We start from the raw sequence: 20,640 nt of genomic DNA, 5'->3' as shown, positions 1-20,640 counted from the left end.
TTAATCAGTAATAGGGGTAATAACATTTCCTGAACGGGTTTCCTGAATAGTCTTGATTCCCTTTGCAGTTTCTTTTTTTACACGAACCAAGCCACCTTCATTATCATATTCATAAAAAGTTGAATAATTGTTCTCATCCAGTTCCGACATTAGTTTAAAGGTCTCAGAATCGTACACAAATGATTTCATGCTTCCCTTAAGCGGATGAACTCTAATATCATCAAAATAAACCGGGGAACCTTCGTTCTCGTTTTCCAATACAAACCCCATAGAAATGGTTGCTGCAGGAATTTTGAATTTAGATGCAATTCGTTGCCAGCCATCGATAATGTCTCCAGACGGTGATAATGTGAGGGTGGAAATGATTTGTCCCTGGTTTCCTTCTTCAATATCATCTGTGTTATAGAAAACTAGTTTAATTTTTGCGTTCATATAGGTTTGCAACTGAATGTTCGAGTCTTCTTTCACCCAGGCGCTCAACATAAATTCTTCATCAGGTTTAGGTTGGAAAGAATAACAGTCATCACAAGGATCCTTTGGTGTAACATCTCCGCAACCTAAATCAGCTCTAGCAATATTATCCGACAAGAAGGTTAAATCGTTGCCCATTATATCAAAATTTGACAGTCCTATGAAATCTTCTGATCCGAAATCCGGAATAACCGAACTGGCGGTTGGGAATACGTCATTTTGAAGATCCATCAGGTATTTTAAAGATAGCTTTAAAGCTGATGTTACTCGTCCTGTTGTAGACGAACTGGTCAGGCCAGCAACATAGTTCGGATCATCTCTTCTTTGCAACTGACTATTTGTAGTCTCTTCATTATAAACATAAAAACCGTCATCAATTCCCACCACGAATAAATGAGGTTTATCAGTACCCAATTCATATGGAGGATTGCTATGACCATAATTGTTAAATCCGTCCATAGTCGTTTTTAAGCCTGTCAAATTTGCAGTTTGGGCCCCATCGGTAATCATAATTACCAAATTTGGTTTTATAAGTGTATTTAAAGCTACATCAAGGCCACTTTTCCAATAGTCGGATGCTTCACTGATTCCAAGTTGTCCATATCGATTTCCGTAGCTGTCGATCCATGCATTAAATTGTCCAATTGTTGCATTTGTAATTTTGAGGTTCAAAATATTACCATAGATTGAAAATGGAGCATTTGGATAATTAGGCCTTACATTGGTATCCCTATCAGACATTCCGATTAAAGAGATATGCATGTTGCCTTGCGTTTCATTATTAACTATCAATTGTTGTGCGATAAAGTTTTTTAATTGCCTCTTAATTTTTATCTTTTCATTTTTATCTAATGATCCCGACTCATCAAGTACAATAGCAACATGAGTCATACATACTACTTCCGGACAAAAATTTATGTGTTTGATTTTAATTTGATCCACAGAAAATTGCCCTTTTTGATAGTTGTTGACAACTATCTGTTGTTCGGTATTTTCATATGCGCTGAGGGCGAAAGCAAAATTTGATGCCGAAAAATTTCGCACAGCATAAGAATTCAAACCTTCTATTATAATATCAGCTTGATGACCAGGAGAAAACGAAAATTTTATCCCAGTTAATTCCTGGCTGGAATTATATGTTGAAGTGAAATTATAAATACGGGGATCGGTGTCAGTAATATATGGAGCTAAAGCAATTAATGCCGAAGAATTAGTTCCGTTAAGAGAGGCATCGGAAATGGGATGCAAAGGATTTGTTTTCTTCTTTATCAAATACTTAACCAGATTAGCTAACAAACCTCTGACAGCTACTGATTTAGGATTGTTAACTGTGCAGGAAGCAATAGTATCCGGGCAGAAATTGACATGCTTTACAAAGAATTTCCCTGTGCCGTTAGTATAGGTTGCTAATTGATCATGAATATAGTAATTTGTAGAAAAAAAGGTTGATACATCTATATCTGTCATTGATCCAAAATTATCTCTAAAAGGCACAATCTCTACATCTTCGCCTATTGTTACATCATGTGACGGACCAAAGGAGAATTTTATATGACCTTCAATATTACTGTAATTGTAAATTTTTGGATTAGCGTCTGTTATATAGGGTGATAAAGCACTTAATTCAGGGCAGGTATATTCCGGAGTCACGGTTGTCTGGCTTTTTAAATGATTTACAAGATTCATAAAAAGCTGCTTAACAATGGTTGTGTTTGCATTATTAACGGTGCAATATGTCGGGTTTCCTACGGTAACTTTTACCCAGCCACTATTACCAATGGAACCACAAACTGATCTTATGAAAACAGTATAAGGAACACCATTTTGAAGATTGGTCAGCGTATATGTTTGCTGATTGGTTTGGATTACTTGAGTTGTGGCTCCCGGCTGTAAAGAATAACCGTCAAAATACTGAACGGCAATTTCCCACGTTGTTTCATTGTAGCCTGGAGTCCAAGATACAGTAGCTGATGTTCCCGTATAATTGCTAACCGTGGCATTAGTCACAGGGTAACAAACAGTTGGATTCTTTGTGTTAAATATAAAAGGCCCCTGCCATTCGTTTGGATAGTCGGCATTACAGGAATTACATACTGAACGTACAAAGAAACTATATTCAGTACTGGGAGTTAAGCCGGTTACTGTATATGGATTGGTTACTCCTGAAAACGTCGGAATTCCAGTTGTAATAGTTGGATTAGTAGCCAACTCTATATCCCATGCGCTTGCCGAACCTGTACTTGTCCAGCTTAATTGAGCCGAAGTTGTTGTAATTGATGTTGCAATTAGAGAGGTTGGTACATCGTCACAGTGTTTAACTACCTTCACATCATCAAGCAACCATCGGTCTCCTGGACCTTGCTGGGCTGACGATACTGTTTGCGTATGCACTCTAACAAAAGCAATGTAAATATTTTGTCCGACATAGCCACTCAAACTTTTTACAACATCTCCATAAACACTGTAGGCTGTGGAACCTCCTGTCGCCATAGCTGTTTCCAGCTCCTGCTCGGTCCATTGCTGTATAGTGGTAAAACTCGCCTGATCGGTCTGGGAAGTCGTCGAAACTCTCAATTGATAAAGCGTGCCATAGTTACCACTAAGAGTCATTTTCGTCCAAAATCTTACTTCGCCATTGGACGGTACCGTAACCTGAGGGGTTACCAACCAATCTTCAGAGGTGTTACCTACACCTATATTTTCCCTGTCAATGAAAGCATGCTGTGAACCGCTATGTGTAGGAAGATAAGAAGAAGATGTCGCTTCCCAACGCTTAGTAGTACTTACGCCACTCTCCATGACATGCCAAGAAGATGGTATTCCGTTTTCAAAACCTTCGTATATACATGTTAATGGTGTAACTTTCGTTTGAAAAGAATAAGGACCACTCCAGGTGCTTTTGCCTGTCGTATATACTGATCTTACATAATATTTATAATCTGTTGCAGCCGATAAGCCAGACGATTGATAGTTATTTGACGAAACGGTTGCTGTGGGATTACCCGTAGGAGTCTGGCTGTTCGGAAGCAATTCGATTTCAAACTGCGCACCTTGATTGTTGGCAGACCATGTTAATGTGGCTGAATTATGTGAGATATTTGAAGTCGCTAATTGGTTTGGTTTGTCGACTAAAGCAATGTCATCAAGTGCCCAAGTGTCTCCGTTTCCTGTATTGGTCATTACAAAAGCAAGGTAAGCGGATGAGACTCCTGCCAAAGTTGATAAGTTAACTACTTTCTCTGCATAGGTATCATTGGCAGAGGCAATAGGGTTGGTAGCGCCCGAAAAATACTCGCTCCATTCAGAAACTGTTGTAAAACTGGTATAGTCCGTTTGGCTTGTTGTTGAAAAACGCAGGTCAATTTTACTTCCGTTGTTACCGCTTATTTTTGATTTCGCCCAAAAATGCAATTCCGGATTAGTAAAACCAGTCAAACTTATTGAAGAAGTAACCAACCAATCCTCAATAGTAGACCCATTTGCAGCTTCGGGGGATAAAAATGCACAACGGCTTGAATTATGCGCATTTGCAGTTGTACTAATAGTCCATTTCTGTGCAGTCCCAGTTCCGTTACGATCAATTACCTGCCATAGTGCTGGGAAAGAAGAACTGAGTCCCTCGAAATTTTCAGAAAAACGATTTGTTAAAAAGGTAAATGGAGAAGACCAGGCACTTTTTAAGGTACCAGCACCATATGCAGCCCTAACCACATACTTATATTCAGTATTAAAATCTATGGGTAAAATGGCTTTTTGATTTAAAGGGCTTGTACTCACCGAATGGGTAAAAGTCCCTGTAAAGTTTTCACTGGCTTTTCGTAATTCTATGTAATAAGAAGTAGGATTGCCTGCTACATTATCCCATGCAATAGTTGCTGATGTACCGGTAATGGCAGTTGCAGTTAAATTTATTGGAGAATCAATTATAGAGATATCATCAAGCAACCATGCATCTCCCACACCTGTATTAATGACAACAAAAGCAACATAAATCTGGGAATATGATTTATAAGGGGTCAAATCTAAGGTTTTTTCTCCCCATATATTATAACCTGTTGTCGAAAGCGGGTTAATAGCTCCTGTATAATATTCATCCCATTCTGCAAGAACTGTCGTGAAATCTGTTTTTGCCTGCCCAGTTGTAGAAATACGAAGTTGCATTTTACTGTTTTGGTTGTTGCTAACATTATTTCTTGCCCAAAAATGAAATTCCGGCTTTGAAAGTGTCATAATGTTAATCGCAGGTGATATTAGCCAATCTTCAAAAGTTGCACCATTAGCATTTTCACCATTTCCCATTGTAATTGAATTAGGCAGTGAACGTACGGAAGTTCCTCCAGTGGTATTGATGCCCCATACTTTACCAGAACCAACCCCGTTATCGGTAACAATCCAATCTGTAGGTACTTGATTTGAAGCATCAAAAGTTTGGCTGAAATGCTGAGCAAAACCATTTAAAGACAATAGTGTGAGGAACACTAATAAAACTGTTTTTTTAAAGATCCTTTTCATTTACAATTGTTTTTTTACTGCTTTTTCTTGTTTCGCGATTGACTTACTACCGGTCTTTCCTGTTTGGGTTGGAGGAGGTAGAGGAGGATCACATGTAACAATTTTCTTCGTAATAACAGCTTTTTTCCTAGGCTCTAATCTTATGCTTCGTTTACCTGTATGAGATTGTTTGTTTGTAATCGAAACGGAATTGTTCGATAATGTTTCCAAAAAGTTGAAATGAGTTTTAAATGTACAATAAGAAAGATCGTAATCTTCAAAACCGTCAAAAGCTAATTCTTTATATTGAGTATTTGAAGCCACTGCAATAGGGAAACGGTTATTATATCCATATAAAGCAGACGAATATCGATCTAAAGCGTCTTTATTTTCTATCTCTTGTCCATAAGGATTATATTTTGTAACTTCAGAAGCATATGTCCATGACTGCCTGTTATTAAGAGACATTTGCCATTTAGATGAGCCTAAGAAGTTGTAAACATAAAATGGCGAAAAATCATTAAAGAACCCGGTGTTTCTAGGTGTTGGATCCTGCGCATAATTTCTTCCCGTCAAATAGGCATACGATTTATTGGCTTGCCAGTTGCCCAAAATATTATAAACAAATGGGTTATATGATCGGGCTTTAATAATATCTGGATCATCATTACCGTTGGATGTGTTTTCGTATTCAAACTGCAGCACACGGTTTTCTCCAGTTCCAACATACACCATTTTAGGTAAATTGCACTCACATTGGGCTGGCCATAAATCACTGTATTCAACCGCTGAGGCGTTAACTATTTTATACTGACTATAATCAGACGATTCGTATAGGTCCGGACCAATTTGAGATATCCAATTGCCATTATTGACAAATGGGTTTATCATAGAGGTAACTGAAGCCATAGTTGCGGATTGCATATTTCTATGTCCAGAACGAATAATCTTCATAGTACCTTTTTCAATCGTGGAATTATCAACAAGTAATCCATCTCTATCAATCAGCTTAAATTTATTTGAGCTAACCTTTACTATCCAAGCTCTAATTCCCGTTTTTACACGATTTGCTTCGCCGCCAATCCACACTTCATCACCATCCGTTAAGTATTCCGACTCAATAAAACTGTTATTGAACGCATATTCATTCTGACTTGTACCGTAAAGTTTGATTTCGTATTCCAAATCCAGGTTTTTAGCGGCCTGTCTCATACCCTGATAATTCCAATATGCAGGAAAATTGAAATTATAGTACCTGTCATCATACTCATTAATAGTTTCAGTTAGCAAAACATTGCCCGTTTCAGCGTCCCAGGCAAGATTTTTGGTAGATACTTTTGAACCAGCATCATAAGCGACTGTCTCTGAAAGTATTCCTGAAGTGTGAATTACTTTTGTGGTAACGGCGGTTCGTATCTGGCTCTCATGTCGAGCATAGCTTGGTAGAGGAATCGGTACGATAACGAATACTAAAAACAGAGGTAGTCCTGCCGTGTTAAAATGAACAGATGGAGTTTGTGTTATTGATTCTGATTCCCTAAAGTCGTTAATCACATCATAATCAACACCAACCAAATTTTCAATGATTTCTCCTTTAGAATTGATCGTTTTAATCTTGTTGTTTAGTTTTCCCTTATTCTTGATTTGGTTAGAAGAAAGACCAGCCGTCATATCTGCGGTAACTTCTTTATAGTTGTAATCAACTCCGGAAATGAATTCTTTTTGCCCTTCAGCATAAACCCTCTGGCTCTTCATTTTTCCGTCCATATCATTGGTGTGAACAGAAAATCCCTGACTCATTGTTAAATGATCCCTAACGTTTATTTTCAAAAGACTCGCTAAAATATCCGATTTATCGTATTTAGCTGAAAGAATAGTATAGTCTGTAATCGTTGGATAATCTAAAGAGGTGTAAAATTCCGTCACAACTTGACCGGTCGCATGTTTTTTAACAACATATGCGTTTTCACCTGTTCCTTTTTCTCGTGGCAGATTTTTTACAGAGACACGACTATAAGTAACCTTTGGTGAAGGGAAAAAGGACTCACCAAGTGGCTTCTCGACATAATTTTGGCTTTCTGGCCCAAGAAGTAAATCTCTTCTGGTTCTGTCATAAAAAGGTTCAACAAAAGGATTTTCCTTTCCTCCCAACGGCTCATATGTAGCTACTCCAGAAGTTTTTCCTTCTTTGGTGTCATATGAATATACCTGACCATAAAACTGCTTATACACTTCTTCATTTAAATGGTTTGTCATTACATTCCATTGGTCATGAATCTTAATACTCGTAACCCTGCTTCCACCACCAATTTTTTCCTTTTCAGGATGCATTAAACGAATCCATGACTTACCTGCTATAAACCTGCTGGCAATACCTTTCTGCCTCAACTTTCCATTAGGACTTTTGAAAATATCAAATAGAACAGGTACCCATCCGATAAGTTCGGTCACAACCCCTTTCAGATTATTGGTATCTTCTTCATTGTGCATACTGTGCACAATTCTGTTTAGGTTTTGTCTTCCAAAATACCATCCCGCTTTTGAAATCGGATTTGCATCTATAGGACCAACCCCATCTCCCTGATCCACTAAATTAATTGGAATAGAGGCATAGGTTTTTCCATTGAGCTGTTTAAATCCATAACCATTAGTATTGTTCGCATCAATATTCAGATAACCTGTTACATAATCATATTTATCAGTTCCACCCATTCCTGGGAGAGGGGTCGGATCCGCCATATTAAGTAAAAACCTGAAATAGATTGGGTCATTTACAATAGGTTTGATATAGCGATTGTAGAAATCTGTGGTAGTGTTGTTATCTAATTCAATGTATAAGTAATTCTGTCCGCTGTTTGATAATATGTTGTTTCTTAAGGAACTTTCCGATGTACTTGGGGTCAATTTTTGATTACCTGTACCAACAACTTTGAACATTTCCATCACATCTCTATTCTGGACATGTGCATAGTCATCAGATTCATAATTTAATTCCAGCTTACCACCCGATGGCATTTCTATGCTTTGTAGGAGCCATGCTGAAGCGTACAAATCTGCTCCATGAAGTAGATTTGTTCTGTCTCTTTGATCTACATAAGGATATTCCGCATTGGATAAGGCATCATTAGTTCCACAACCAACGCCCGTATCTGTTGGTTTGTAATTCCCCCACATATCATAAGCCTTCATGTCGTAGTCAGGATTGAAATTACTGTAGTTAAAGACATACGGTGTATATTTACCCATATTGGATTTTTTATAGGTAAAATAAATTTTCTTAAGCGTTAGTTTACCGCCTTGATTATTTAGCTCTTCAGGTCCGGATGCTGTGGCTTTGGAGTTATTTTCAATTCCCTGGCACAAACTGTAATCATATACGAAATGTGCTTCTTTTATAGGCGTAGCTGTCTCCGGGTTAGCCAGGTATTCAGGTTTGGAGTACAGTGAGATTTTATTGAGTTTATACATTTTGGAATCAATCCCTAAACTTCCGTTTTCACCTGCAACACCATAACCATCTTTTCTTTCTGAAATATGGAAAATGGCAATATGGGTTTTGGTCTCAATCTTCTTAATATATAATAGTTCCTTCTCACCATAAAGGTAATTCCCTTTATTGTCTTTTTTACTGGATCTTAGACCTTCATCAAAATTGGCCATATCTTTGGTGAAAGGCACTCTCCATTTATACGGCTTATCTTTAGTCGTATTCTCATATACAAATTTGGTGTAAGTACCCAAGTCATCATCAGTTGGTCCATCGTCGGTCAAATCCTGATAATTATTTGACAAAACAGAAGTTAAAAGGTAACTGTGGGCATATGCTGGAGTTGTTACTCTATTAAAATACTGATCACCATCTTTACTGTTCTTCGAAGAGTTATCCCTTCCGGCGCTATAATGAACTAAGCCTTTTTGACAATCAACCCCTGATAAAGGGTTGTCCTTATCACTCACGTCAAAAGTCACTTCTTTTTTAATACCATTATAGGCTGCGCGTCCATAAATATATCGCTCTCCACCATCTTTGGTAATCCTTATCTCTGAAGTATGATGGTCATGTTTACCAGCAATTGAGTAAGGACTGAACTGTGTTTTGAAACCGTATTTTTGGGCCTCTTTTCTCGTAAGTTTTTGGATGGTTTGGTTTCTTTTTAATCGCTTAGTTCTTTTGATTACGTTAGTGCCATTTATAGCGTTGCCAGTGCTGCGGGTATAATTAGTTTGTGTTGTCCTTGAGAAATCTCCCCCTTCTAATTCAAACTTCACAGCGTCATAGCCTCCCAGCTTATCGGTTAGTAGGTTCAATTCTTCATCTACATGTGTTCCTCCTATATTCTTAAAAAATGTTTTTTCATAATCTGGAGCATTCTGTTTACTTTCTTTAAACCTGTTAATGGCTGGATTTCCTCCTTCCCAAACATTGGTTTTACTGTTTCCAAGAGTAACCGATGCATCAAACCCCCAGTGAGCTCCACCGCCGGCTCCAAACTCCAATCCGAAAGAACCTCCATAAGTGTCATCTTTTACACGGTTGTCATACACATAATTGACCTGCGAACGAAAAGGCCTGTATGTACCAGAAATACCCTGTCCCTGTACATTATATATGTCGTAAGTATTACTAGTAATGGGTAAAGACGTGGTATTCTTATTGAATGTTCTGTCCTTTTCTCTGTTAAAATCTAAAATATCAGATTCCCCTGCATAGTATGTGTTTTCATAACCATAACCCTTCTCAATTTTGTATTTTTCAGACTCCTTGATTCCCTGGCTGGTTCTGTATCCTGAAAATTTACCCCCTCCTTCAACACCCCAAAATTCACCTTCCAGGTTTAAGTTGAACATAAAATTATTTGAGACCATTCCTACACGTTTAGTAGGTGTATAATCTGCATGCCCATGAGATAGACTTCCAGAATGACCTAGGGTTAATGAATTACGTTTGATCGAACCTGACATAGTTGAACTTTCAACACCTTTTCTACTATTGTAACTCACTCCATAACTTGCTCCCAAAGCATATTGGTTATTCATTTTATCCGTATGCTTAGCATTAAAAGAAACACTTGGTGAAACAGAAACACCTTCTGAAGCAGATGATTCCATACTAACACCCACAGAAAGATTGTCACTTATTTGGTAACTCATACCTGGAGGACTAACTGAAAATCCAAAACCATCATAATTGTTGTACTTAATACCGATGCCGACACTGGGAGCTAGCTGAAAATTTTCACCAATTCCAAACCCGGAAACGAAGACGTTAACATTAGATCCAATTGTAACATTAGGTTTCATATTGTTTTCATAAACCATTTCATCACCCTTGAAATCATCAGGTAAACCACGCATCTGTCGGTTGATCTGGCCTACATTCAGGTCCCATCCCAATCCAACCCAAGAAGCTTCCTGGTCCATTGTTACCGTTGAATTGTAGGCCAAATTCAAAGGATAGCCACCAACATCCATAATCGGTATATTATAATTGAAATCGCCGCTGGCCAAATCAACCATATCTGAGGTCGAAATCGGTGTGAAAGCTTCAAATTCCGGCTGTGAAGGACCTCCGGTCAAGGCATAGGCACGCATTGGCTGTGTCATTTCCACAAACAACATTATTGCTAAGTAAAAAGCGATAAATCGAGTAAACTTACTGGTTCGGATTTGTTTTATCATAAGGCTATTTCGGTATAAGTGTCTTTAAACTGAAACTTTAAAGTCCCTTTTCTAAAAAGGCGGTCTTTGTATATTAATTGAATTTTGTCATTTGGGTCAATCCCCGAAAAAAACAGAAGTATCTTTTGGTGAGGCGTGACTTTGAAAGTTCTCTCATAATTAACGGCACTACAGGGGATCGTGTCTTTTTTTGAGGTCACTACACTGAAGTCTTTATCCAGTGCGAAGGACATGTATTTTACAGCATCTTCCAAGGGCATTCCGGTAAAATCACTTGAGAGTAAATCTTTCTCTTCGTCTTGTGTAAAAGTAAATTCGACGATTCGTTCCGTTTTATTTGCTTCATAAAGTGAATCAACAAGAAACAGATCATTAGTCCCCTTATCCTTAAGCAAGTAGTATTGGATTGGGACCTCCGTAGCTGTGAAATTAATATCATCCACCTTTTGGTTGTAAACCCTGGATTTCCAGCCTATTTTTTCAAGATTGTAGTAACGATCACGGATTTCAGAGTCATCACGTAGACCCTTTTTCTCCTTAGAACAGGATAAAAGGGTTAGAGAAACCGTTAAAAGAACTAAAAAAGCTTTATTTAAGCCCTTCATATTTTTTGTTGATGTAGGTTATTAATTCGGGGGTAATGTTTACAGATTCTTTCGCAAATAGCACGTCTCTTTTTGTATCGGAACCTATAATAATTTTGTAGTTTTGCTCAGCACCGTATTCAGATACGTAGCTGTTGATACGTTTCCAGATTTTGGCGGTTTCCTGCTGGGCAAAAGCTTGGTTAAACCTTTCAAAATCTTCTTTTTTCTGAATAAACTCATTGGTCAAAACCTTTTTTTCTGCTTGGGGCAAATTTTCAGCTTGAATAAATGCATACAGCGAATCCAATTCTTTTTTTCTTGCATTGAATTCCTGTTCGCCAATCCTTTTCATTTCTTTCGTCATGTTAAACTCGTTGAACAACTTCTCATTATCCACATAAGCAATATTTTGACCGCCAAAAAACTCACGATAGGCTGTAAAAATCAACAGTAGTAAAGCCAAAATACTGTTGGCAATAATTATTTTCTTTGAACTTAAAAACACAAAAAACTTGTTAAAATTGTTAAAATTGGCCAAAATTAAACTTATTTGCTAAAACAAGAGGAAACAAAAAATCTTTTTTTTGTTGTATTTTTACTACATATTGATAATCAAGTAGGTAAGATTAAAAAAATAAAAAAAAACAATTGTGTGGAAAATATTCAATTAATTTGCAGTAAATTTTATTACTAGTGAAGAATTTATTTTACTTACTCGTTGTTTTGATTTGCTGTTCTTTTTCGGATCCTTACAGCATTAAGAGAATCTCGGATAAAGATTTCAGATATGAGTTTTATACAACCGAAAAGACTGTAAAACCCAAAGGAAAAAAAACATATTATTGGTTTAAAGGAGGGCAGATCCATAGTGCCCAATCAGGTGTTTTCGGGCAATTGCTGCATGGGGATTTTACCAAAACCTACCATAGTAACCAACTTGCCGAACAAGGCAAATTTCGAAACGGACTTAAAATAGGCCTTTGGAAAACATGGCATGAAAACGGGAGAATTGAGAGTGCTCAATATTGGAACCAAGGACTTAAAAACGGTACCTACCGTCGTTACGATAAGAATGGGACGCTGGTGGAAACTGGTGCTTACAGAAATGACCTTAAAAGAGGAGTTTGGCGCAATTACGAAACAAAAGAAAAGATCAGATATAAAAGAGGCATTGTCCAAAAGGAAAAAATAAAACTTACCAAAGCAGACCGAAAACAGCTTAGGGAAGAAAAAAAGGAGGCAAAAAGAAAAGAAAGAGAAGGTAAAAAGAAACAAAAAGCTGAAGCTGCCAAAGCAAGGAAAGAGAAAAAAGCCGCCGAAAAAAACAAACCTAAGAAAGATGGTTTTTTCAAAAGGCTTTTTAGCAAAAAAGACAAGAAAGAAGTAAACAATGGTTCGGGCGCATAGTTTATTATATGCGATCTACATATGTTTGCTGGTGGCCTTACTTTGTTGTGGAATGCTATATTTTTCCAATTTATACACGCAGTTGAATGTCCATTACAATCTTCAGGAGGGTCTGTATCTACACAACCAATCTGTGGTTAATTATGCCTTAGGAAACAAAGTTAAAAATTCAGAATTGCCTAAGGAAGAGTTATCAGACATTGAAGGACATTACGAGGTAAAACAACACGGACTCTTATCGGTACTGACTGCTAAATCCTATTTCCGTAATGACACTATCGTTTCGACTCATATGGTAGGGAATTTTACCATGAATAAAACAGGGCTTTATGTCACTAATTTGAGCAGGGGGATTTCATATACCGGGACTGTGAAAATTACGGGTGACTGTTTTCTGCCAAATGCGCTACATATTCAGCCGGCTTACATTAACAACAAGCCTAATCTGTTAACGGTTCAGGGAACCAAAACACTTTCTGAAATTCATTTACCCTTAATCAATAAGCGATTCAAAATGGTTTTTGACAGGTTGTCAGGCGTTAGATCTAATTTGGCTGAATTATCTTCCGAAAACCATTCCATCCCGTTCAATTCTTTTAAGAACAAAACCAAAGAAATCGCTGTTCCCTGCATTTTGGGCAACAAAACATTCAAAGGGAATATTATTCTGCGAAACAAGGATTCCATCAGAGTGCAAAAAAACATGATTTTGGAAGACGTCATTTTAATGGCCCCAAAAATCAGTTTTGAAGAAGGTTTTAACGGCACAGTTCAGGCTTTTGCAACCGAAAAAATTACATTAGAAAAAAATACGGTACTTAATTATCCTTCCGTAGTTTGCATTTACAATGGAGTTTCAGCGGAAAGTCTGATAAAAATTCAACCGGAATGCAAGATTCAGGGATGTGTGGTCATGTTTGGTAACACTATTGAAGAATTGGACAAACACAAAATTGAAATTGCCGAATCAGGCTCAATCCTGGGTGATATTTACTGCACAGGCAAACTGAACATTAAAAGCAATGTTTACGGATCGGTCTATACCAACCGTATTTTCCATCAGACCACTGCTGCACTTTACGACAATTTAATAGCAGACTTGGAAATCAATACCAAAAAACCACCTCCTTACTTTATTAAAATACCGTTGTTTGATGATGAAAACGCACAATATGGGATCATTAAAAAAGTACAGTAAAGTCAAAGCAAGTTCCATATTGGAATCGGTTATCGCATTAAGCATAATATCGGTTTGTCTCTATGTAGCTATAATGGTGTTTGCTACTGTTTTTGCACCGAGGACATCCCCTAAATTTTACAATACCCAGAATAAAATGAACGAGATGTTTTATCTGATGCAGTTAAAAAACGATTCAATGTACAGTGAAAATCAAGAAGAAAACCTGGTGATCGAAGAAGAAAATATGACTCCCCAACTTAAAAAAATAGACGTCAGGTATCAGGACAGTTTACAGATGAAATACAACAAAAGCTTTTACATCCTAAATGATTAGTCCCAATTCTAATTTACGCGCGTTCTCAATTATGGAAGCCATTGTAGGTATGGCTGTCGCCGCTATTGTCATGGGCCTGACCTTTGTGATTTTTTCAATGATAACCGAGCAGATGCTGGATTTCAAAAACCAAAACCAATTGGTAAACGACATGAACCGTCTGACTTACAGCATCAACAAGGATATTTTTGAATCAGACAAAATGGTGTATAATGAAGAGTCGTTGGAGTTTAAAGGTTATTCTGGTGAGAAGGTTTATTATGATTTTGAAGAAACCCAAATCCTGCGTTACAAAGAAGAATTTGTCGATACTTTTAGAATTCCATTAAAACAAATAAGCGTCGATTCGGTGAAAAGTAAATCGCAACGATTGGTTTTCCAAAAAATAAAAATGAAGGTTGACGTAAACGAAAAACCAATGAATCTGGTATTTTACAAAAAGGTTTACGCTAACCAGCTCTTAGAAAAAATGAATGACAAATGAGTTTGGATCTAAACACATATAAGAAAACGAAGGAGGCCGGTTCCAGTCCGCAAATAGCTAAAACCGAATTTCAGTTCTCCAAAAAACTGTCCGATAAGAAAAAGGAAATTTTCTATCGGGAGCTTGGCATGCTTTTGAAATCGGGGGTGGATTTTAAAAAAGCGCTTGAGATTTTAAACAATCAGTCACAAAGCAAACTCGAAAAAAATATCATTCTTGAGATAAAAGAGAAAGTGGTTGGAGGCCGTAGCATTTATGAATCGATGAAGGAAACCAACCAGTTTTCTCCTTACGAATATTACAGTATCCAAATTGGGGAAGAAACCCGAAAACTGGAAGAAGTGCTAACTGAACTTCAAAAATATTTCAACCGAAAGATCCAGATGAAACGTCAGGTGGTTTCCGTTCTTACGTATCCGACAATTGTGATGCTTGTTACAGTTCTTGTACTGTATTTCATGCTTAATAAAGTGGTCCCGATGTTCAGTTCGGTTTTCCGTCAGTTTGGAAGTGAATTGCCCAAGAGTACCCAAATTATAATTAAGCTGTCCAATAATTCAGGGCTGTTCTTTTCGCTTGTCATCGGTTTGATTATCGGATTTGTAGTCCTGCATTTTATCTTACGTGGGAAAAGAGGCTACAGGGCTTTAACGACCAAAGCCATTTTAAAAATTCCTTACTTCGGCAATCTGATCCGTAAGATTTACATCTCAAGGTTTTGCCAGGCGATGAATCTGCTGATCACTTCCCGAACGACTTTGATAAACTCATTATCGCTTACTGCCAAAATGATCGGTTTCTATCCCATTGAACTGGCTATCGGAACCATCAAGGACGATATCACCAAAGGGGCTTCGCTTAGTGAAAGTTTAAAAAAGCACCCGGTGTTTGAAACCAAAATGGTCTCCATGGTGGAAGTGGCCGAACAGGTCAATCAACTCGACACGATGTTTGAACGCCTGACCGAACAGTACAACGAAGAAGTGAGCCATCAGACTAAAATGATCGGTGTGATTTTAGAACCCATGATTATCATCGTCATCGGAATCATCGTCGGAGTCATTATGGTTTCCATGTATGCGCCGATGTTCGACTTGAGCAAGATTATCAACCACTAATAGGTTTCGAGTTTTTCATGTACTTTGGAAATTTCCTTATCAACATAAGCCTGTGCATAATGCACATAACGATGGAACGAAGCACTGCCAGTACTGTGCCCGCTTATTTTACGGACTAACAATTCAGGCATTCCCAAAATAAGCAGTGTGGTGATAGCAGTTCTTCGCATCATATGGGAACTCATGTTGTCGCAAAAACGTTCCTTGCCTTTTTTGGCGATAACCTTTTTTGCCTTGCCTTGTTTTTCCCTTGAAATTTCAACCGGGTAGGTATAACCTGCAATCTCTCCGATTCGCTTTAAAGAACGATTGAAGTTGGAAAGATCCTTAGTGCCGAAAACAAAAGACTTGCTGTTCTTAGGTTCATACTTCTGATAGATTTCAACAGCATAATTCGGCAGTTTGATGTAAGTAAAAGTCTTGGTCTTTTGCGTTTTGATTTTCAGGTACCACTCGTTATTGGTTTTTTCGAAGTTTTTGGTGGTGAGCAGAAACAGGTCGGAAAAACGCAATCCGGTCGTACAGCCAAAAACAAAAATATCTTTCAGTTTTATCTGTGTGGAGGTGAGTTGCTTTTCGAATTCCTTATCATGAATCAGGAACTTAAGCTGTTCCGGGGAAAGTACCAAAATATCGATTTCCTCTTTCCGGACATAAAAACGTTTGTGAAAGTCCCCCATGTAAATATCCTTCTCGTCTTTCAGGTAATTGAAGAACGTACGGATCACTTTTATGTTGGCGCCTACATAATTGTCATAGCAGCCTTTTTTGTACATGAAGTCGGTAAAATTTTTATAGAACTTCTTCCAATAGTTTTTTTCAGACTGCAGCTCACGGGTATTCATTTTCAGAATGCTGGTAACACGAAGAGCGAAATTGGTTTCCGTGCTGAATTGCACCAGGTTCAAAAGTACGAACCGATATGTGTCGATAGAAGCCGGTTTAATGCGTTCACCATTTTTCTTTAAACGCTTGCCATTTTCGGAATCTTTAATGAATTGTTTGAAAAGCGGAATCAACTCCTGAGTTTTTTTCATGTGAGGCCTAAAGACTTAAATTATTTCATTAGTTTTGAAAAATACAACTACGTTCTTTTTATACTGATTTCAGGGTGAAAAATGATCGAAAAATGCATTTTTTGACAAAAGTAGCGTTTTTGGGCAATTTGTTAAGCCTTATTTTTATTGGAGTTTTTAAAACAATGACTACTATCCTTTCGGAAGCTTGGTGCCAGGGCGTTTTGGGTATGACCCGGCAAACGATTATAGGTATGGTTTCCAGGGACAGGAGGAAGATGATGAGCTGAAAGGTGAAGGGAATTCTTTGAATTATACATTTAGGATGCATGACCCTAGGGTGGGTAGGTTCTTTGCTGTTGATCCTCTTGAAGAAAACTACTCTTGGAATTCACCATATTCATTCAGTGCAAATAGAGTGATTGATATGATTGAATTAGAAGGTGCTGAGACAAAAGAGCTACCAATAATTACACTTGTTACTACAGGAAATGCTGTTGAATTATCCAGTATGACATATGAAGATGCGATAAGGATGGTATCTGAAAATTCTGAAAAAATACCACCGAAGGGCTGGACGAGGCTTATTAAAGCAGCTGGCTTAGTTACCCTTTTATTTTCTGATTTTACAAGTCCAAACATTGGAAATAATAAGTCCGAAATTAGAGATAGGTCAATTAAATTCAATTTTGGAACATTAGAAGTAAAAGAGAGATTGAGTGGAACAACTTTTTTATTTATTCCAATAAACAGTAAAGGTCAAAAAGATCTTACCAAAGCATATAAGCCCGATCCGTTAGAAATTTTCACCAATGACCCTTCAAGATTAAGTGATAATTACTTAGCTCAGGTTATAGAAAGAGTAAATCAAGGCAAGGCAAGATTTACTGACCAAAATTATTTAAAAGAAGCAATATCTAGGAAAGGTGCTGTCGGAAAAAGTGGGAATCTGTTTTATTCGCCTACAGACAAGCATAAACCTGGTGGATGGGGAACAGAAATGGATTTAGATGATGTTACAGCTTTTAATGTATTAAACAAATCTGAATCACTTGGAAAACAAAGATATGGAATTCATGAAGGAGTAATTTATGAATTTCAACCTGACAATGTTGGTGGGTGGCATGGTTATCCAATCCCAGGTATCGAACTTGTTGGGCAAAAAGGAGGAAGTAAGATTTTAAGGGAATGGTTAAAAATTGGGAAAATAACTAAAACCGAGTATAATAAATTATCCAAGCAATCAAAACTGTAATAATATGGAATTAAATTTTGATTTCGATTTAATGGAAAATCCTTACAATGATAATTCGTCTAGATATCTAATTTGGGGTAGAATACTCCTAAGAATAGGTAGTAATATAATTATAAATTATCAATGGGATATATTGGAAATTGTGGAATGGTTTTTTAATAAAAAAGACTTTTTTACAGAAAAGCTACGATTTGAAAAAAATGGAAATCTAAGTTTTTTTGAACTTAGAAACGCTCTCTATTCTTCGGTTGATGATGAAACATCTTTAGATTATTTAGAAGAACTTGAAAGTTTTTTTTCAAATCATACTTTTAGATTGAAAGGAACTCCATTAGGAGTTTATTATATAGGCCTTTTTAACGATAAGTTAGGACAAATTTCCTTCCAAAAAGACAATATAATTTATTCTTTTGATTTTGATATGGATAAATTTATTATTGATACAGAGAAAAAAATTTATAATACTCTTGAGGAATGGAATAAATCTTCATATAGAACTGTTGAGGCTGCCTCCAAAATTAAAGATTTGCAAAGGGAAAATCCTAACTTCGGGAATATTACAAATTGGGACATATTTAATATGTAATCCGATATCGCGGATTTGCAATCTGTGCCCACAAAGCAAACAACCAAAAACTACAACCCGATAGCGCGGATTTGCAATCCGTACGCACAAAACAACTAACCCCGATAGCGCGGATTTGCAATCCGTGCCCACAAAGTAAATAACTAAAAACTACAACCGTAAAAAGTTGTAGTTTTCTTTTTTAAACTAATCGCCATGTTAACAAAATACAAAGCCACTACAAGCGGAGAAGCTTTTTTTATAACTATTACAACAGTTGGTTGGATAGATGTTTTCACACGTTTAAATCAGAAAAGTAATAGTATAGATGCGCTTAGGTATTGTCAACAAAATAAAGGATTGGAAATTTATTCTTATGTTATAATGAGTAGTCACATACATTTGCTTTGTAAGGCAACGGAAGGAAATGTTTTGTCTGATGTAATTAGGGATTTTAAAAAGTTTACTTCGAAAAAAATAATCCAAACCATCACTGACGAGCCTGAGAGCAGAAGAGAATGGATGCTGGACTATTTTAAAAAATCCTGTGAACATTTAAAGAGAAATCAAAGTTATAAAGTCTGGCAAGGCGGTTACCATGCCGAATTAATTTACAGCAATACATTCATTAAGCAAAAGATCGATTATATTCATTCAAATCCTGTAAAAGATAAAATTATTGTTAATCAAGAAGATTATTATTTTAGTTCAGCCAGAAATTATGCAGGTTTAGATAATGATTTGGAGGTTGTTTTATTAGGTTTGTTTTGATGTTGACTGTGAGCACGGATTGCAAATCCGCGCTATCGGTTTTTGTTTTTTAAAAGATTCTTCATTTTTTCAGAACAAGACTGTCAACTAATAATGAGATTCCTACTATCGTGCTAATGACAGTCTTAATAAGAAAGCATCGTTACCCACTATCGATTACCGGCAATTTGTGGCAGTAATTTACATTTGATTTTTTTGCCACAACATAGTACTCAAAGTCGGAATGCCGCACTCAACAAAAAAAGCTCCCCAAAAAGAGAGCCTTTTAATTTTTTAAGAATATTTGAATTACTTCACATCCATCAATTCCACATCAAAAACCAATGTAGCATCTGGTGGAATTACACCTCCGGCACCACGGGAACCGTAAGCTAAGTAAGAAGGAATCACAAAACGCGCCTTATCACCTACTTGCAATAACGCAATACCTTCATCCCATCCTTCAATTACCTGACCTCTTCCCAATGCGAATTCGATTGGTTGTTTTCTTTTGTATGATGAATCGAAAACCTGTCCGTTCTCCAAAGCACCTTGGTAGTGAACCGAAACCATTTTACCTTTTTCAGCTTGTTTACCATTTCCTTTCTGAATGATCTGGTAACGTAAACCACTATCCGTTTTCTGGAAACCGGCAGCTAATTTTTCCAATGCTTCTTCAGCAAGTTGTTTTTGTTCTGCCAATCTTTTTTCTCTTGAACCTTCAAAAGTTCTGAAAGCCTCAACAGCATTCCATTTCTCAGCTTCTTCACCAACTCTTACGATTTCCAAAGAATCGATTGTGTCACCCTGAGCAATGGCATCAACTACATCCTGTCCTTCCACTACATTTCCGAATACAGTATGTTTTCCGTCCAACCAAGCGGTTTCTATGTGAGTGATGAAAAACTGAGAACCGTTGGTACCAGGACCCGCATTTGCCATAGACAAAACTCCGGGACCACTGTGTTTTAATTCCGGATGAAACTCGTCGTCAAACTGATAACCTGGGCCACCAACTCCACTTCCAAGAGGACAACCTCCCTGAATCATGAAATCTGGAATCACACGGTGGAATTTCAGTCCATCATAATATGGCTTCCCTTGCGGTTTTACATCATTTTCTAATTTTCCTTCAGCCAAACCAACAAAGTTTCCAACTGTACCAGGCGTTTTATCGTAAGTTAATTTCACCAAAATTACTCCTTTAGAAGTATTGAATTTTGCGTAAATTCCGTCTTGCATCTTATTTTGATTTTAATTTTGAATTGCAAATATAAGGCTATTTTATAAATATTTTTCTTTT

At 37.2% G+C, this 20,640-nt stretch carries 13 protein-coding genes and 1 pseudogene; 8 read left to right on the top strand and 6 right to left on the bottom strand.

Features of this window, described 5'->3' with window-relative positions; all coding sequences use genetic code 11:
• The 4 genes from AC3E9U_RS12650 to AC3E9U_RS12635 are packed head-to-tail and all read right to left on the bottom strand — an operon-like array spanning position 1 to position 11,733.
• Entirely contained in the window at positions 1-4,983 is a 4,983-nt protein-coding gene (locus AC3E9U_RS12650; protein ID WP_488747280.1) for a choice-of-anchor J domain-containing protein, read from the bottom strand.
• Entirely contained in the window at positions 4,984-10,641 is a 5,658-nt protein-coding gene (locus AC3E9U_RS12645) for a hypothetical protein (protein WP_488747279.1), read from the bottom strand. It lies immediately after the preceding gene.
• Positions 10,638-11,246, bottom strand: a complete 609-nt coding sequence (locus AC3E9U_RS12640) for a hypothetical protein (protein WP_488747278.1) — start codon at positions 11,244-11,246, stop codon at positions 10,638-10,640. The genes AC3E9U_RS12645 and AC3E9U_RS12640 overlap by 4 nt, the downstream gene beginning before the upstream one ends.
• A complete protein-coding gene (locus tag AC3E9U_RS12635; protein WP_488747277.1) occupies positions 11,230-11,733 on the bottom strand; it encodes an OmpH/Skp family outer membrane protein in 504 nt (167 codons plus the stop codon). The genes AC3E9U_RS12640 and AC3E9U_RS12635 overlap by 17 nt, the downstream gene beginning before the upstream one ends.
• 188 nt (positions 11,734-11,921) lie before the next feature.
• Here AC3E9U_RS12635 and AC3E9U_RS12630 point away from each other — a divergent pair, with 188 nt between their 5' ends.
• The 5 genes from AC3E9U_RS12630 to AC3E9U_RS12610 are packed head-to-tail and all read left to right on the top strand — an operon-like array spanning position 11,922 to position 15,751.
• The gene (locus tag AC3E9U_RS12630) at positions 11,922-12,635 is read left to right on the top strand and encodes a toxin-antitoxin system YwqK family antitoxin (RefSeq protein WP_488747276.1); all 714 of its coding nucleotides are present in this window, start codon (positions 11,922-11,924) and stop codon (positions 12,633-12,635) included.
• 52 nt (positions 12,636-12,687) lie between these two features.
• Positions 12,688-13,833: a hypothetical protein gene (locus AC3E9U_RS12625; RefSeq protein ID WP_488747275.1), complete on the top strand. Its 1,146-nt coding sequence runs from the start codon at positions 12,688-12,690 to the stop codon at positions 13,831-13,833.
• Complete coding sequence (locus AC3E9U_RS12620) at positions 13,808-14,149, top strand: hypothetical protein (RefSeq protein ID WP_488747274.1); 342 nt, start codon at positions 13,808-13,810, stop codon at positions 14,147-14,149. Before AC3E9U_RS12625 ends, AC3E9U_RS12620 begins: the two co-directional genes overlap by 26 nt.
• 31 nt (positions 14,150-14,180) lie before the next feature.
• Positions 14,181-14,633 (top strand): PulJ/GspJ family protein, encoded by a 453-nt coding sequence (locus tag AC3E9U_RS12615; protein ID WP_488747273.1) that lies wholly within the window; start codon positions 14,181-14,183, stop codon positions 14,631-14,633.
• Positions 14,630-15,751, top strand: coding sequence for a type II secretion system F family protein (locus AC3E9U_RS12610; protein ID WP_488747272.1), 1,122 nt, complete (start codon positions 14,630-14,632; stop codon positions 15,749-15,751). The genes AC3E9U_RS12615 and AC3E9U_RS12610 overlap by 4 nt, the downstream gene beginning before the upstream one ends.
• Here AC3E9U_RS12610 and AC3E9U_RS12605 read toward each other — a convergent pair.
• Positions 15,748-16,788: a site-specific integrase gene (locus AC3E9U_RS12605; RefSeq protein ID WP_488747271.1), complete on the bottom strand. Its 1,041-nt coding sequence runs from the start codon at positions 16,786-16,788 to the stop codon at positions 15,748-15,750. The genes AC3E9U_RS12610 and AC3E9U_RS12605 overlap by 4 nt on opposite strands.
• Before the next feature lie 181 nt (positions 16,789-16,969).
• On the opposite strand from AC3E9U_RS12605, the pseudogene AC3E9U_RS12600 reads away from it, so the two are divergent.
• From AC3E9U_RS12600 to AC3E9U_RS12590, 3 genes and pseudogenes are all read left to right on the top strand, one after another.
• Positions 16,970-18,022, top strand: a pseudogene (locus tag AC3E9U_RS12600) (hypothetical protein); the annotation flags it as partial.
• A 4-nt stretch (positions 18,023-18,026) separates the two neighbouring features.
• Complete coding sequence (locus tag AC3E9U_RS12595; RefSeq protein ID WP_488747270.1) at positions 18,027-18,608, top strand: hypothetical protein; 582 nt, start codon at positions 18,027-18,029, stop codon at positions 18,606-18,608.
• Positions 18,609-18,803: 195 nt separating this feature from the next.
• The gene (locus tag AC3E9U_RS12590; protein WP_488747269.1) at positions 18,804-19,358 is read left to right on the top strand and encodes an REP-associated tyrosine transposase; all 555 of its coding nucleotides are present in this window, start codon (positions 18,804-18,806) and stop codon (positions 19,356-19,358) included.
• A gap of 288 nt (positions 19,359-19,646) precedes the next feature.
• On the opposite strand, the gene AC3E9U_RS12585 is transcribed toward AC3E9U_RS12590, so the two are convergent.
• Entirely contained in the window at positions 19,647-20,579 is a 933-nt protein-coding gene (locus AC3E9U_RS12585) for a peptidylprolyl isomerase (protein ID WP_488747268.1), read from the bottom strand.
• Positions 20,580-20,640 lie beyond the last annotated feature (61 nt).

Source organism: Flavobacterium sp. 21.1, from assembly GCF_057801535.1.
This window is presented reverse-complemented; position numbering and strand designations above follow the sequence as displayed.